General features: G+C 60.5%; 13 protein-coding genes. 7 read left to right on the forward strand and 6 right to left on the reverse strand.

Annotated features, from left to right (window positions below):
- Nucleotides 1–70: 70 nt before the first annotated feature.
- From ACQK2L_RS04575 to ACQK2L_RS04585, 3 genes are read right to left on the reverse strand one after another with little or no spacing between them, the layout of a single operon-like run.
- A complete protein-coding gene (locus ACQK2L_RS04575) occupies nucleotides 71–3,217 on the reverse strand; it encodes a hypothetical protein (RefSeq protein ID WP_425395745.1) in 3,147 nt (1,048 codons plus the stop codon).
- 56 nt (nucleotides 3,218–3,273) lie between these two features.
- Entirely contained in the window at nucleotides 3,274–3,861 is a 588-nt protein-coding gene (locus ACQK2L_RS04580; protein ID WP_425395746.1) for a hypothetical protein, read from the reverse strand.
- Nucleotides 3,858–4,958 carry a KpsF/GutQ family sugar-phosphate isomerase gene (locus ACQK2L_RS04585; RefSeq protein WP_425395747.1) on the reverse strand — a complete coding sequence of 367 codons (1,101 nt, stop codon included), beginning with the start codon at nucleotides 4,956–4,958 and terminating at the stop codon, nucleotides 3,858–3,860. Before ACQK2L_RS04585 ends, ACQK2L_RS04580 begins: the two co-directional genes overlap by 4 nt.
- Nucleotides 4,959–5,805: 847 nt before the next feature.
- Here ACQK2L_RS04585 and ACQK2L_RS04590 point away from each other — a divergent pair.
- Both ACQK2L_RS04590 and ACQK2L_RS04595 read left to right on the forward strand, forming a co-directional pair.
- Nucleotides 5,806–6,888, forward strand: coding sequence for a PA0069 family radical SAM protein (locus tag ACQK2L_RS04590; protein ID WP_425395748.1), 1,083 nt, complete (start codon nucleotides 5,806–5,808; stop codon nucleotides 6,886–6,888).
- A 645-nt stretch (nucleotides 6,889–7,533) separates the two neighbouring features.
- Complete coding sequence (locus ACQK2L_RS04595; RefSeq protein WP_425395749.1) at nucleotides 7,534–7,830, forward strand: hypothetical protein; 297 nt, start codon at nucleotides 7,534–7,536, stop codon at nucleotides 7,828–7,830.
- 108 nt (nucleotides 7,831–7,938) lie between these two features.
- On the opposite strand, the gene ACQK2L_RS04600 is transcribed toward ACQK2L_RS04595, so the two are convergent.
- Nucleotides 7,939–8,238 carry a hypothetical protein gene (locus tag ACQK2L_RS04600; protein WP_425395750.1) on the reverse strand — a complete coding sequence of 100 codons (300 nt, stop codon included), beginning with the start codon at nucleotides 8,236–8,238 and terminating at the stop codon, nucleotides 7,939–7,941.
- Nucleotides 8,239–8,462: 224 nt separating this feature from the next.
- On the opposite strand from ACQK2L_RS04600, the gene ACQK2L_RS04605 reads away from it, so the two are divergent.
- Together ACQK2L_RS04605 and ACQK2L_RS04610 are read left to right on the forward strand one after the other, a co-directional pair.
- On the forward strand, nucleotides 8,463–9,755 hold the full coding sequence (locus tag ACQK2L_RS04605) for a hypothetical protein (protein WP_425395751.1): 1,293 nt from the start codon (nucleotides 8,463–8,465) through the stop codon (nucleotides 9,753–9,755).
- Nucleotides 9,756–9,888: 133 nt separating this feature from the next.
- Complete coding sequence (locus ACQK2L_RS04610; protein ID WP_425395752.1) at nucleotides 9,889–10,575, forward strand: hypothetical protein; 687 nt, start codon at nucleotides 9,889–9,891, stop codon at nucleotides 10,573–10,575.
- A 229-nt stretch (nucleotides 10,576–10,804) separates the two neighbouring features.
- On the opposite strand, the gene ACQK2L_RS04615 is transcribed toward ACQK2L_RS04610, so the two are convergent.
- Together ACQK2L_RS04615 and ACQK2L_RS04620 are read right to left on the reverse strand one after the other, a co-directional pair.
- Nucleotides 10,805–11,128, reverse strand: a complete 324-nt coding sequence (locus tag ACQK2L_RS04615; protein WP_425395753.1) for a hypothetical protein — start codon at nucleotides 11,126–11,128, stop codon at nucleotides 10,805–10,807.
- Nucleotides 11,129–11,132: 4 nt separating this feature from the next.
- Nucleotides 11,133–12,158: a substrate-binding domain-containing protein gene (locus tag ACQK2L_RS04620; RefSeq protein ID WP_425395754.1), complete on the reverse strand. Its 1,026-nt coding sequence runs from the start codon at nucleotides 12,156–12,158 to the stop codon at nucleotides 11,133–11,135.
- Nucleotides 12,159–12,603: 445 nt separating this feature from the next.
- Between ACQK2L_RS04620 and purH the strand changes: the two genes are divergently transcribed.
- The 3 genes from purH (at nucleotide 12,604) to ACQK2L_RS04635 (ending at nucleotide 15,593) form a co-directional block, all read left to right on the forward strand.
- Entirely contained in the window at nucleotides 12,604–14,175 is a 1,572-nt protein-coding gene (gene purH, locus ACQK2L_RS04625) for a bifunctional phosphoribosylaminoimidazolecarboxamide formyltransferase/IMP cyclohydrolase (RefSeq protein ID WP_425395755.1), read from the forward strand.
- 33 nt (nucleotides 14,176–14,208) lie between these two features.
- A complete protein-coding gene (locus ACQK2L_RS04630) occupies nucleotides 14,209–14,739 on the forward strand; it encodes an RDD family protein (RefSeq protein WP_425395756.1) in 531 nt (176 codons plus the stop codon).
- Between the two features lie 182 nt (nucleotides 14,740–14,921).
- The gene (locus ACQK2L_RS04635) at nucleotides 14,922–15,593 is read left to right on the forward strand and encodes an FHA domain-containing protein (protein ID WP_425395757.1); all 672 of its coding nucleotides are present in this window, start codon (nucleotides 14,922–14,924) and stop codon (nucleotides 15,591–15,593) included.
- The last annotated feature ends 150 nt before the right edge of the window (nucleotides 15,594–15,743 follow it).

Here is a 15,743-nt window from a genome sequence, read left to right on the forward strand (position 1 = left end):
AACACCCAAATACCCAATGACAATCCGGAAACCGTCATTGGGTATTTGGGTACTTCGTCATTCGTCCATCTCATCTAATCGGTCCGGTGCGTGGCGACTGTTCTGGCAACTTGTTACGCGTTGGGCCTTGGCGAAGCTCGATCGGTGCGACGTCGACGCCTCTGCTTTCGCCAGTGGTGCGATTGTACTCGAGTCTGCGGCCGCCGCCGAATCCCTCCCGGCCCTGGTGATCCCAGGAGCGAATCATTGCGTTTTGTCGTCCGTCGCCTTCGAGGACGAATAGGTCCTTCGCCTGGCTATAGCTGGCCATCACGGCTTCGGCCTGGAAGATACCGCTTTTCTCCGACCGCCCTTCGATCTCGACGTTGGTCATGGCCCGCACTTCGAGCATGCCGAGATTGTTCTTCTCCACGGGTCGAGTGAGCGGGTCTTCGTTCACTTCCAGCGTTTCGCACGCCAGCGTGACCGTGTCGGATGGCAATCGGCCTGGCGCGTAGAGCGGCAGTTCCTCCTTCCAGGTGTTCACGGGACCGTAGACGCCTCGCACCCGGCCATGGAACCGCACGACGCGCTGGTTCACGTTGCCCGAGACACCATCGGAGAAGTCGAGCCGCGAGTATCGCAGGTGTGGCTCGTCGTCCTTTTGCTGTTCTGGGTGGGCGCGTTGCGAGGGAGCGCCGGCCAGATCGGCGAAGCCGAGCGAGCCCGTCGACAGCCGCACCGATCGCAGCGTACCAGGGCCGCGGCCTTGAAGGTTGCCTGACAGGTGCTCGTAGGCGATTTGCTCGATCTGGAAGTTCTCATGCGAGATTTGTCCGCGCTCGTCGCGACCAGTGTAGTCGCCTACCACGTTGCCTTCGAGTGAAACGCGGGCCAGTTCGATCTTGCTCTTGGTCGCGTCGCGCTCGAAGCTCACCGGCTTGGTGAGCATCGCGACGATGCGATCGGATTGCACCCAACCTTGCTGGCTCTCGGCCAGCACGCGGCCCTCGGCCACGATTCGTTGCCCCGCAGCGTCGAGGCCCGTCTGCCAGGTGAGCGTCACAGTGCTGGTGGTTCCGGCTGGCTGGCCGAACATCTCGCCGTCGACATTCATGGTGGCCATGCCAGGGCCGTTGCTCCAGAATCGCCCAGTCGCCTGATCGGCGTCCAAACGCTCGGCAGTGAGGGTAATGCCGCGGGCGTTGATGGTCGCCGTGCCGGGTCCGCCGAGTTGTGGATCGCGCCGCCCGGTAACGGTGATCTTCGCATCGGTGTCGACATCGCGAACGGTCATTCGCTGCCCGCGCACCTCCAACGGCTGCTCACCCGGCTTGGCCTGCAACTCGCGGAACACGACCGAGCCGTCGCACGCCACGTTAGTCGGCTCGGCGGACTTGTCGGCCAGAGACAGGTCGAGATGGATTTGGTTGGCGGACAGATCGTACTGCTGTGTAGGTTCGTTGCTGTCGGCGCGGTCGAGATTCAACCGATCGGAAGCTTCTCGCAACTCGCCCTCGGCGGCGGGCCGACCTGGCCGGAAGTGGCCTTCCAGTTGATGCGTTCGGCCGGTGAGCTTGGGCGAAGCAAACACCACGTCGCCGGCCGCCAGCAACCGCTCGGGCATCACGGCCAATTTCTTCTTGTCCTTGCTCACTTCGAAGGCTGGCCCGTCGGGGCCGTCGGCAGGTACTTCGCGCAGTTCGACTTCCATGCGCGCGGACGTGATCTTACCCAATCGATGTGCATCGACCACTGGCTGGCCCAGCAGCATCAGCACCGGTTGGCCGTTGCGACGTGTGAGATGCACCGATGGCAAGTATTTTGGTCCGTTCGCACCGGGGCTGGGCACCGCCTGCCACGAGATGTCGACCACGCGGTCGGGTCGTTTGTCGTCGGGCACGGCTCGCAACCATCCTTGGCCGAATATCTCCAATTTACCGATTGACTGAGGAGAGTCCTCCTCCGGCATTTGATAGCTGATGGACTGTCCTCGCCACTCGCTCAGTCCATACTGCAGCTTCGCTTCGCGAGTATCGTCCAGCGTGATCTTCCGCGAGTACAAGTTCATCCGTACTCGATTGGCTTCCAGGTGGGCTTGTTCGACCGGCGAGTCGATGCGCACCGGGCTGCCAATGGCGGTAATCAGGATCGGTTGCATCGATTTCACTGCTTGTCGCTGACGACGGGCCAAGTCGGGATCGTCGTTAATAACCGGCACACCATCCGTGTCCATTTCCGAGAACTGAATGGACAACGAATTACAGTCCAGCTGATCGAAGGGGCCGTTGAGTCGTTGGCGGGTGACGCGGACCTTCTTCTCCAAGTTGGCGACGTACTCTAACGCATCGATAAATAGTGCCCCTTGGCACTTCACCTCCACCAGGTTTGACTCGGCCAGCGGTGTCGTCGCGGAGGTAAGTCGAATGGGTTGCGGGCTGGGGTTAACCACGCGCGAGGCAACTTTGTCTTCGGGCTCATCGCTGCCAAAAAAGTCCGTCTCCCCGGCGTCCAACACCATCTCGACTTGCTCCATGATCGTCAGAGACTTGACACCGTTAATGGCGATGCCCTGCTTCTTATGGGGGTCGCGGTTCAGTTCGATTGTCAACTTGCGCCCGCTGCCCCGGTGGGGCCCCAGCCGGGCCTCGACGGCTGCGTCGGTACGGATCTTCGTTTCGTCCGCGATGATCAGGTCCCGCGTCACAATGTACAGATCGTCCTCGGGCCCCGGCTCCTGCATGGCGCTGCGAATCGTCACTTTTCCTGGAATCCTGCCGCCGACGATTCGCCCCATTTTGCCGCGCGCTGGATTGAAGTCCTCGTCAAACTTCAAATAGGCTCCGCCGGGCGCTTCGAGGATCACGGTATCGCGGGGCGCAGGGCTGCCAAACTCCCAGTCGGCCGGCAGCAGCAGGGCTGCAAACTCGTCCAGATCGACACTGCCATCGTCGTGGCGGCGGTAGTCCTTGAGCACCAGCATCAACCGGTCGCGTAGCAACACCCGCGGCAGGGGATCAGACAGCGTCCAATGCCCCTCGGGAAAGTACGACGTCAGAACGTCGCGATAGCGATCGAACGCGTGATAGCTCTGCTCTTTGTCCACCTTGGTGATGCCGCTGCTGGTCTTCTTGGGCGGCGGTGGCTCGATGACCTTCGCCACGGTTAACACGTACCCCTGGTACACCACAATCAACGTGGCCAAGGCAACAGCGCTGCGAAGAAGGCGAGGGATCATAAGAACGGAGACATGCAGCAAAAAATAGGAAACGGGTACATCGTCGGACCGCGCAACTACGGCACCACGCCTAACAACTCGCTATCGGTGTAGTTCACTTCAATACAGTTCTCCTCGGTCTTGGCACCCGAGGGCATGTCGTCGTAGCGACTTCGAGCTTTCGGCTGCTCCACCGCTTTCACTGTCAGTCCTTCATCGCTCTTTCGCGGTGGAGGCGAGGAGATCCGGATCCTCCCTCCACAGCCCATCCAGAATGAAGTACAAGCGGCGTCGGACGAACGGGGCACGGGGAAGCTGGCTTTCTCGTCGACCACATCAGCCTCGGCGACGCGCTGTTTCATCGCCTCGATTTTGTGCACATCGTAGTAGTACACCAGTGGACCTTTCAGGTCGGTCTTGTCTCGCGCCAGCTCGGTCTTTCCCCAATGGTCCTCGCCATAGGCTGGCTCCTGTCCAGCAAATTCGATTTCGGTCCGCTCGAATGAGCCGATAGTGGAGAATTCGATCTCTTCGGGCAACTGCTCGTCGGCATCCAACTCGTACAGTTTGGCTTCGACTTCGAATTGGTAGGCTTGTCCCCACGCTGCCGACGCCGCGATCGACGGAAGGGCTGCGGTGATAACCGCAAGTCGCAGAATGATCATGCTACTTCTCCTTGGCTCTTCGGATCGGAGGTCGAGTTGGGGAATACGCGAATCGTTGGCCGCTGGTCGTCCGACTCGTCTTGCTTGCCGGTGCTGCTCATCACGTCGGTCACGTCGATCATGCCCACTGGGCAGCCTTCCCGGTCGACGACCGGCAGTTCGCTGATTTTTCGCTCGGCCAGGATCTCGATGGCCAGCTCCGTGCGGGCGCCGAGTTGAACGCGGGCGCAGCTCTTGGTCATCACTTCGCGGATAGGACGATCGAGCGCCTGCTCTTCGCGACATTCGACCAACCGCGCGAGATCGCTATCGGTGAAGATGCCCGACAACTCGCCGGCCTCCGAGACCAGCATCACCGCACCGCTCCGCCGGCCCGGGCGGCTGCAATTGACGATCACCTCGCGAACGGTTTTGGTGTCCTCGGCCACGCGACACTCCTCGAGCGGGCGCATGTGGTCATCGACCTTGCTCAGCTTGAAACCGAGACTGCCGCCGGGATGGAACCGCGCGAAGTCCTCGGCCGCAAAACCCGCCAGCTTGCTGAGCACCAGCGCCAGCGCGTCGCCCAGGGCGAGCATGGCCGTGGTGCTGGTGCTGGGCGCGAGGCCCAGTGAGCAGGCTTCCTCCAAGTCGCCTAGTTCGAGTACGCAGGTCGCCGCGCGGCCTACTTTCGACTCGCCGCTGGCGGTAATCGCGATCACCGGCACGCGCATTTCGCGCAGCGAGGGAAGCAACTGCACCACCTCGCCGGTTTCGCCGCTTTGGGTGAGCATTAGTACGACGTCATCCTGGCCAACGCGCCCCAGGTCGCCATGGAACGCTTCGGCGGGATGCATGAAGTGGCTGCGCGTGCCAGTCGAAGCGAGCGTGGCCGCAATCTTCTGCCCCACCAAACCGGCCTTGCCCATACCGGTGACAATCACACTGCCGCTGGAGTTGCGGACCAGTTCGATGGCGTGGGTAAATGCGTGGTTGATGGTGGTGGAGAGCTTCCACACCGCCACCGCTTCCATCCGCAACACCTCGCGCGCTGCGCGTAGTTGGGTATGAGTATCTAGAACGTCGTTTGTCGGATTCGAATGTCGGGCGGCTTGCATGCCAGTGACTCCGCTATGAGTTGACCCTTGGTCGCGCACACATTCAGCACGACCGACCAGTCCGCACTTTGAGGCGGCGTAGTGTAGCGAGAGTCGCGCATCGTGCCAACGCGAAGTCGAAAGAAGTTGCACGATTCAACGCGGGACAAGCAAGCTGCCAGGCAGTTCGTGTTTTCTCAGTAGACTGCAAGCTGGTAGCTGACAGTCCAACCACGCTTGAACTTGGGCAGAGCGCATAAAAAAGCTCCCAGAAAAGCTACGTCCCAGGGGGGCAAAGGACGGCGAACTCTTCCGGGAGCGATTGGACGCAATTTCGCCTGCGCTCGGGGCGGACACCGAGAAAGCGTGTGGGGGGAGAATGCTTTCGGTTGGTGTCAGATGTTTTATGTTAGCAGCGTAGCAGGTTTGCGACTACGCCTATTCACTTGTTTGGTCTATTCGGATTTCCGGGACACGTAACGACTCTAGCAACTACATCGCTTGGGTCGATGTGAGGTTTACCGACTTTGGCGTTTAACCGCAACATCGAACCGCCAGTCAGGGGGTGGCTGCCGATCAAGCGGCAGCCGCTTCACGCGACTGATGGTGCGGAGATTACAGACCGCCGCGGTGTGGGTCAAGGCGAATTTGTCGCCGGCTGAAAATTTATTTGTCACTCGGCTTTTGCAGTACCAATTGCATCGCGATGTGTCCATTAGTACACTTATCGAAGGTCGCCCCAATCCGTGACAGCAAGAGGTCTTCCGATTCGCTAAGCCAATGTGGCTAATGCTGCAGTGACCGAAGCAATCGCAAGGCGAGATCGTACATTCCACATCTTTTGGACTAATCAAATCAAGCGCTCTGCATGGATCCACGATTGCCCATCAAAGGACGCGGCGCACAGTCGCAACCAGCCAATCCCTACGTGCGCGTCGAATGCCAGCCGCACTGGGACGACCTGGAGGGCGATGAAGAACTGCTGGCGCAACTCGCGCGGCCGGCCACGGTTTACCTGCCGGACGAGTCGCAATCGATCGTCTCGGAGAACAACAGCCCCGACATCCCGTTTCGCTACAGCATCAATCCCTATCGCGGCTGCGCGCATGGCTGCAGTTACTGCTACGCCCGACCGACGCACGAGTACTTTGGATTGAGCGCCGGCTTGGATTTCGAGACCAAGGTGATGGTCAAGCACCGCGCACCGCAGTTGCTGCGCAAGTGGCTGGCACGGCCCAGTTGGCAGCCAACCTGGATTGCCATGTCGGGCGTGACCGACTGCTATCAGTCGGTCGAGCGGGAGTACCACCTGGCGAGGGGGTGCCTGGAAGTGGCTGTGGAATGCCGGCAACCGATGGGCATTGTGACCAAGAACGCCCTGGTGACTCGCGACATCGATCTGCTTACGGAGCTTGTGCCTTTCCGAGCCGCGCAAGTGGCGGTTTCCATCACCACACTGGACACTTCGCTGGCGCGGACCATGGAGCCCCGCACCAGCACGCCCGAAGCACGCTTAGCGGCGATTCGGAAACTCACAGCCGCGGGCATCCCCACCCAGGTGATGGTCGCTCCGGTGATCCCGGGTCTGAACGATAGCGAAATCCCGTCCATCCTGCAGGCCGCCCGCGAAGCGGGCGCGACCACGGCCAGTTATGTCTTGCTGCGACTGCCCACCACGGTGGTCGACGTGTTCTTTGGCTGGCTGGAGAAGTTCTATCCCGACCGAGAAGAGAAGGTGGCCAGCTTGGTGCGGACCACTCGCGAAGGAAAGCTCTACCGCAGCGACTTTGCCACCCGACAACGTGGCCAAGGCGAAATGGCGCGGCAGATCGAACAGACATTCCGAGTGTTCGCGAAAAAGCTCGGCTTTGCTAGCAAGACCGAGCCTCTCGATGCTTCGCACTTCCGCCCGCCGAAAGATGCTAGCGGGCAGATGCGGTTGTTTGATTGAAAGGGGGCGTCCGACGAATACTCCTCCAGGGTAGCGGCGTAGCCGCAACCGTTCGCTGGGAGACGTAATGCCTGCGGCATAGGCGATGTAGAAGGACCTATCCCGCACTCAGCCCAGTGTTGCGGCTACTCCGCTACGCTGGGAGTGACAGAAGCGACACGCCCACGGCGCGCCCGCAAAGTTTACCAGCCTTCGCTCATCGGGCGCTCGGTTGCGAGGTGGTTGTAAACGTTGCAAAGATCTCCTCCGCGATGATTGCACGTGCAAGACAGTCAATTCGTAGCCTTTTACCGCTGTGCGCGGCTAAAACGAAAAACTTTGGCGTGCCTGCATGGCGATTGGCACGCCAGGTGCATTAAGGGTTTCCCGTCGAAGCAACACTTCGGCCGATTGGGGAACGATGTCGAGCGCATCGAGGAATCGCCGGCCCACAGCGGGCCAACCTCACCGCCGGCAGGAACCCCTGATCACCCGGCACTCGCCTTGGTCGACTGACGACTAGCCGAGTGCTACCGAGTCTCGCAGGTGGGCAATCCTGAACTCCTCCTCCACTACAACTTTTTAAGTTGCGCGAATCGGTGCCACGGACTTTTCGGTTTTCTATTCACCTCGACTTCTAGTCACCCAGAAAAAAGGCACACCGTTATGAACACTCCTCGTCGCATTCGTACTGTCGTAGTTGAGGTTCCCGTCGACAACGATTGGCTCACGTCCGATCGCCTGGCCACTAGCCGTAGCTCGCGCCTGAAGCCGAGCAACCTGCTGCCGTGGTCCGATCCGTACATCGCCAGTCTGGTGCACAAGCTGCAGGACGAAGTCCGCGAAGAAACTCGCGTCGACGTCCACTCGGAGGCCGAGATGCCTTGGAACGAACCGTTCGAGTACGAAACGGAAGACACCCCGAGCTTCTCGATCGACACCGACGCGCTGCTGAATCGCTGAGCGGGTGGAGTTTTTACCACAGAGCGCACAGAGCGCACGGAGTCGCGACCAAGGTTGCCTCGAACAAGCGATAGCAAGCTGCAGCGAAAGTAGGACGCAGCCATCGGGCTATCCACGCATCGCCAAGATGATGAGCAGTGCGATCAGCAGGCCAACCACCTGGTAGATGATGATCGGCACGAGGTTCGACTTGCCGGTCTTGCCGTTGTACCCGGCGCCGCACGCCAGGCATTTGACGTGCGAAAACATCTTCGCCCCCACCACCCCGCCCCACCAAGTGAACTTGACCGACTTGGCCGAGGTGGAAGCGCAACTGGGGCACGGAGCGTAGGTGCCACCGCCCCCGGCGGGCGCTGCGCCAGCGGAGACGGCGCGGGGTGATTCGAAGGGATTGTTGTCATCGCTCATGATTGAATCCCGTGGGTTCGTATCGCGTTGGCACTCCAGTCCCATCCTCAAACTGGATACGCAAACCAGTCTACACAATGGACCTGCGGCAATGCGCTGGGTTTTCTGCGGCATTTCGCCACTCGTAGCGGGCAGGCCCTATGGGTTGCTGATAGAATGGACTCCACAACCTACTGGAAGTGCAGGTCGGTTGGGGGGTCTTTTCTTTTCATGCGAGGGGTCTAATGCGCAACTCACCAGTGCTTTGTCGGCTGAAGTTCTTTGCGAGCGGTCTGGCGGTCATCTGTGGCTTGGCGTTTCTTCCGTGTCAGCGGTCTGTTGCTTTTCAACTCGTGGTGCTCGACTTCGACACGTTCACCGATGGCACCTCGGACGATGGCAAGGATCACGTGTACACGCCTGCGGAGCGTGACGCCATCGTGACGATCCTGAACGAGAAGTTTGCTCCGTATCCGGTTGCGTTCACGGACGTGGAACCAACGACCGGTTTGTTCTCCAAGGTGTACTTCAACTCTGGTTTGGCTGGGGCGGGCGATGTGGATTTTCAGAATAAGAAGAAAATCGACGACGCTTCGATTCACATTCCCAAGCTGCTCGAAACGGCCACGCTCACCGCGCCGTTCGATTCGACCACCGAGATCATTCCCGCCAGCGTGAACATCGCTGCGCACGAAACGCTGCACCTGCTCGGCACGCGCCACCACGATTCGTACTTGCCGATCGGCACAGGCGTGCCGTCGACATTTGTGGGCAGCGGCTACGTGCCCGTTTTTCCTGGCCCGGCGGCGGCCATGCTCTCCAGCAAAGAGTTCAATTCGCTCACCACCTCCATCGGTTTCAGCGCGGCCAAACTGCTCGACCCCGACTTGTTCATCGGTCCTCGTTCGGCGGTAAAACTGCTGCACGAAGAGTTCCTTGATCTCGACGTCGACTCGGCCGATGCGAACCTCGCCACGGATCCGCAGCCGCTGGAACTGAAGACCATCCCGATTCCCAACCCGCTGCCCGGCGATCCGGTGTTTGGCGACGCGGAGTTTTTTGCCGACGTGGTGATCGTGGAAGAGGCTTCCATCGAGGTGGCCGATGGTACGACCGAGGGAGTCGAGTCGGACTACTACGAGTTCTACGCCGAGGCGGGCGACATCATGCACATCGAGGTGATGTCGGACATCCTCGACTTCCGCTTGTCGCCCACGTTCGACGCGATGGTGGCGTTATTGGATCCGGCCGCGGCCCTGGCTCCGGTGCCATGGTTTACCGGCTCGGCGGTGTCGTTCGACGAACGCGAAACGGATAGCGACGCGTTCCTGTGGGACGTCACCATCCCCGCACCCGGTACGTACGTGATCGAAGTAACGCACGACTTCGTGCCCAGCTTGAGCGACGGCCGCAAGTACGGCGAGTACGAGATGCTCGTCTACCGCTTGCGCGCCCACCGCGTGCCCGAGCCGGGCACAGCAGGGCTGTTGGTTTTGTTCAGTTGCTTGGTCATGGGAAGGGTCTATCGCAAGTTTTAACCGCCCAACTGGCTTGGTAGCCGTTATAATCTGGGGCGACAACGATACGCCGGGTCGCACTACCGAATGCCCAGTGGGATTTGCGTGGGGTGCGTACACGGTCGACGTTCCTCCCAACTCATGAGCGGTTGCCATGCGTTCGATGTTACGGTTCCGGCTGCGGACGCTGCTGGTTTGCGTCGCCGTGATTGCGGTGCTGATCCCCGTGTCGCAGTACAGCTGGCGGCGGTACGTCACGTACCGCGACGCCCGCGACTACGCCGCACTGCAAGCGACCAAGGAGGACTTTGTCGAGCAGCAACGGAAAATGCAGGCGGAGCAAGAGAGTGTTTCGTTTGGCATTGACGATAGCCGCCCCATCCCTGATGGCTTCGTGGTGTTGGTTCGCAAAGGGGACGTGTTCGGCTGTTTTGTGCCACTGGAGCAGGGCGTCAAAGGGGAGTCGCTGAAGTACAAGTGGTACTACCGCACCGACGGCTCCGGCGTGCTGGATCCAAGTTCGTCTGCAGTCGAGACGGGGGAGTCGTTCGTTGGTCCCTATCAAACCGGTGGCGAGTCGCTGAAAGTTGCCTTCGGTCCCTTTTCAATGGGTTGGTCAGGCCACGAGCAAGGCTGGGGATATCTGTACTACGACCCGCAATCACTCGATGAAGATCGAACGACTCCCACCGTGGCCATTTGCGCCACGGACCAACGAGTGGTCGATTATCTTGACGCCCGCGACAGTCGATGGATCTACAAACACCACCCCGACGACGCCGGAGTGGCTGGCAATGTGGACCTGGAGTCAGACGAGGCGCAGGATCGCGGGGCGGAATAGGCCGTGGCCGCCACGAACTCATGCCTAGCTCACCGGACAGCTCACATCATCAATAGCCCCACCTCTGGATGCGTGGCAAGCAGCTCGCCGAATCCGTGAAACAGCGCGTGGATTGCCAGGTCGGTAAGGCTGGGTTGAAGGGCCATGGTGGCTCCTGGTTCTATTGGCGTTCTATGAAATGACAGTTACTCGCGTGATCGACTTCGCTACGGAGCGGTTAGGATGTCGACTATCGCACATTGGAGTACTCTTCCCACCAAACCACCGTTTGCGTATCGGGGTCGACGTAAACGGAGTAGTCGTCTGCACCGCATTCGATTCTCCCATGAATCAATGGTGTGTTGCACCACTGCTGAAGCCCCGACTTTCGTTCACGAAGACGTTCAGACCACTCATCGCCCCGAGCATTGAGCTCGATTTGCTGGTCGAGAAACTCGATGTAGGAGTAGTCGAATAGCGATTCTTCCACCGAGGGAGCGTCTGCTGCGGCCTGGCGCGCGGCAGTTGGCATGTCGTCACAACCGCCGACAGCTCTGATGAACACCTCACGCATGCTGCTATGACTCGTCGTCCTTGTCACCATCCTTGAGGAACTCTTCGCGGAACTCCTCCACGTCGCCCTGCTTAATCACCCGGGTGTCGACGGTATAGGTGCTCGGCATTCCAGCCGGGGCGCGTTGTTCCTCGTTGCTGCGGCATAGGTCGACCAACTGCCGCACGGCGGCGTGGCCGTATTGGTAAGGATCCTGGGCGATCGTGGCGTAGATCCTGCCACTAGCCACTCCATCAAGCGTGGCCTCCTCGGCGTCGAACGCGACGATCTTCATTTTGTCCGCCAAGCCTACCTTGTCGACGGCGAACAGCATCTCGCCGCCGTGAAATGCGTTGAGGCCCACCACGCAGTCGATGTCGTCGTGCGCTTCGAGAAACTCGACGAGTTGCTCGCGGCAACGATCGCGGTCGCCATCGTCGATCAGCCACTCGACCACTTCGTGGTTCGGCGCCTGGTCGTCCTGGGCAGCCGACTCGGCAAACCGCTCTTCCATGCCGGCCTTGCGGCCGATCATGTTGTCCTTTGTCAAATTCGCCAGGCAGACCACCACCTTACCACCCTCGGGCAGAGCTTCCTCGACCTGCTGGGCGCACTTCTTGCCGGCCGCGAGGTTGCTGGCGCCTACGTAGCACGTTCGCTCGGAAAGCGGCGCGTCGGAGTCGACCGTCACGACGATCGTGTCGTCGGACAGCGTGTTGATGAACCGAGTTTGCTTTTCGGCGTCCAACGGGCTGATGGCGATGCCGTCGACGCCATCGGCTTTGAGAGACATGAGCATCACGTTCTGTTTCTCGAAGTTGTCGTCGCCTTCGGGCATTAGCAGTTCGATGTCGGCCTTCACGTCATCGGCCGCCCTGCGAGCGCCTTCGACCATCAACTGCCAATAGGGCCCGTCGCCGCCGGTGAGCACCACCAACTTGGGTCGCGCGATGGTGCGTGGTTCTTCGTACACTTTGGCGCGATACCAAAAAATAGCGATGGCCGCGATGGCCAGAATCACCAGCAACGTGGATCGATTGTTGCCTTGCATGAGATTCGCCTTGGGAAGAGTGGCGCGGCAGTTGTTCCGCACACCGCCAGCGAGGCACCCGCCGCGATTGCCCCGTCAGGTGGTTGGTTCGACCATAGGGTGAACCAACTGCGGATTCTACCATACCGCCAGGGACTTGAAAGCAAAGCCACAACAATTGGGGAGGTGGACGCAACCATTGCCCGACGGCGAAGGGCAAAAAAAGAAGCCGCCCCTTTCGCGTAATTTGGCCAACGGTAGGGAGGGGGGGAACTCGCGATTGGCCACGCATTGAAAGGGGCGACTATGCTAAACGTCTTTCGACGCTTCTGGGGTCGCTATTCTTGGGCCTGAGACAGCCTCTTCTCAGCCACACTTAATTATACGAAGCTAGGGGGCAGAGAGTTAGTGTTTTGCGAGCGATTTTCTCGCGTCTTTTACTGCAGTTTGCCGAAAGGTTCCGGCCATGGAATCGTCAAAAATAGAGCGGGCGCTGTTGAGCGTCAGCGATAAAACTGGTCTGGTCGACTTCGCCAAAGGCCTCGCGGCCGCAGGGGTCGAACTCTATAGCACCGGCGGGACCCGTCGGGAGTTAGAAAACGCGGGCCTAGCGGTTCGCGACGTCGCCGAATACACCGGCTCGCCCGAAATGATGGATGGCCGGGTGAAAACACTTCACCCCAAGGTCCACGGTGGAATTCTATGCCGGCACGACCATTCCGGCGACCAGAAATCTTTGGCCGATCACCAGATCGCCCGGTTCGAACTGGTGGTGGTTAATCTCTATCCATTCAGCCAAACTGTCGCCAAACCGGACACCACGTTTGCCGAGGCGATTGAGCAGATCGACATTGGCGGGCCGAGCATGGTGCGTTCGGCGGCCAAGAACCACAAATACGTCACGGTTGCTTCCAGCCCCGCGCAGTACCCGGCAATTCTCGAGGCCATCCAAAGCCAGGGATGCACCTCGCTGGAGCAGCGTACCCAGTTGGCCGCGGCGGCGTTTGCCCACACGGCCGACTACGACGCGGCGATTGCCGGGTACTTTGCGGGGCAGCTGGAAGAGTCGGGCGACTTCACCTCGTCGCTGCGGCTGACGCTGCACCGCGCGCTGCCGCTGCGGTATGGCGAGAACCCCCACCAGTGCGCCGCGCTGTACAAGGCGGCCGACGCCGGCCCGCACAGCGTGGTCAACGCCGAGCAGCTCAATGGCAAGGAACTGTCGTACAACAACCTGCTCGATCTGGACGCCGCACTGGGCGTGGCCCGCTCGCTGCCTCAGCCAGGCGTTGCGGTTTTGAAGCACAACAACCCGTGCGGTGCGGCCAGCGGCGCGACACTTGGCAGTGCGATGGAAAAAGCGTGGGCGGGCGACCCGGTGAGCGCGTTCGGGTCGATCCTCGGCTTCAACGTGCCGGTCGACGCGGCGGCCGCCGAGTGCCTAGCCGAGCCCGGCAAGTTCGTCGAGGCGATCGTCGCGCCGGACTACACGCCGGAGGCCTTGGAGATTCTCACCACCAAGCCGAAGTGGAAGGCTAACGTGCGGCTGATGAAAATTGGCAAGATCGAGCCCGGCGCGGCTTCCCTGCAACTGCGAGCCATCGACGGTGGTTACCTGGCGCAGACCGCCGACGACCTGCCGGACGACGAGACCGAGTGGAAAGTGGCGACGGACACCATGCCCACCGACCAGCAGATGGCCGACCTGCGCTTCGCCTGGGCGGTGTGCCGCCACGTGAAGAGCAACGCGATTGTGCTGGCCAAGGACGAAATGCTACTGGGCGCCGGCGCGGGACAGATGAGCCGCGTCGACTCGGTGGAGATCTCCATCACCAAGGCGGGCGATCGCGTGGCTGGCAGCGTGCTGGCCAGCGACGCGTTCTTCCCGTTCGACGACTCGATCCACCGCGCCGCCGAGGCGGGCATCACGGCCGTAATCCAGCCAGGCGGCTCGCGTAACGATCAACAAGTGATCGACGCCTGCAACAAGCATGGTTTGCCGATGGTGTTCACCGGCTGCCGACACTTCCGGCACTAATAGTTCATTGCTCTAAAGGGGGAGCCTCTGTCGATGGATGAACAGAATCCGTTTGCGTCGCCGCTGGCAGCCAACGACTTACGCGTCCCAGATGCCCCCGACATGTCGCCGCTCGCTGGACGTGGCACACGGCTGGGGGCGGCGCTTATTGATGTTGTCATCTTAGCACCGCTTGGATTCGCAATCGGGGCCGCTGAGGCAATAGTCCTTATATCGGCGGGAGTCGATCCAGCGGCGCTTCAGTCACCGGGTTTGCTGCTCAACTTGGTTTCACAGGTCCTTGGTTTTGGGTTGTTTCTGGCCGTCAACGGCTATCTGCTGGCGACCAATGGACAGACGGTCGGTAAAAAGCTGTTGGGAATCAAGATCGTTCGCACCGATGGGAGTCGCGCGGACTTTAGCCGTTTGACAGTCCGGCGATACCTGCCAATGTCGTTGTTGTTGTTGATTCCAGTATTCGGCATTGTTGTCGCGGGACTGGTCGACCCGCTAATGATCTTCCGCGGGTCGCGGAAGTGTCTGCACGACGAAATCGCCGACACAGTCGTTGTGGTGGACGAATGAACCAAGCCAATTCGCTCGCTCTCTGGGGAGGAACGTGTACAAAAGGCCGCTGGGGCAAGCCGAAAAAAGTCCCCAAATAAGGCCGCTGACGCATCCGGAGCCGCTGATTACAATAGAAGGTCCGAGAGGCACTGCCCGCTATCTCGCCGGAACCGAAACCCCCGCCCTCAACTACCTCCCCGATGGCCGATATCTCGCTATACGTACTGGACGGCGCCGATCGAGGACGGCGGTACGAGAGCCTTGCAACGCCGATTACCATCGGGCGCGAAGAAGGCAACGCGGTACAGCTGAACGACGAACGGATCAGCCGCTTCCACATCAAGATCCAGGAGGATCAGGACATGCTGGTCCTGACCGATCTGGACAGCACCAATGGCACCCGCGTCAACGGCGAGCAGGTGCAACTTCGCATCCTCCGCTTCGGCGACATCATTTCGCTAGGCCGCAGCGTGCTTCGCTACGGCACTCGCGAGCAGATCGCGCAGCGGCTGAAGGAACTTCGCGACGACGGCGACGTGCCGACCGAAGACCTGGACAACAGCCCGCTGGCCAAGCAACTGGAAGTGGGCGGCGACCCGGACGCCGACTGGAGCGGCACGCATTCGCGCAGCACGCTCCACATTCCCAAGCCACCCGACCTGCCCGAAGGCCTCGGCCCCGGTCAGGCGGCGCAGCTTTCCGAGCTGCTGGAGTTCCTGCACCTCCGCACCCGCGCGCTGGTCGAAGGCGTCGACATTCCCGAAGAGAGCAGCGTGGTGAAAATCGACATTGTCCGCTGGCAGGAATTGCTCGACATGCAGGGCCTGCTGGCCGAATATCTCCGCAGTATCGGCGAACCGGGAAGTGAATGATCAAGGCGGAAGTTCCGATGGCCAATCGGGCTTCGCGTCAGTTCACTCCAAATGTCCCGGTTTTCAGCGTCAATGGAAATCTGACCACGGCGCGATAGAATGACCGCTGCTCTCAATTGGTCATTGGTCCTTCGTAACTGGTCATTAGTC

Source organism: Aeoliella sp. (assembly GCF_965227375.1).
Classification (GTDB): Bacteria; Planctomycetota; Planctomycetia; order Pirellulales; family Lacipirellulaceae; genus Aeoliella.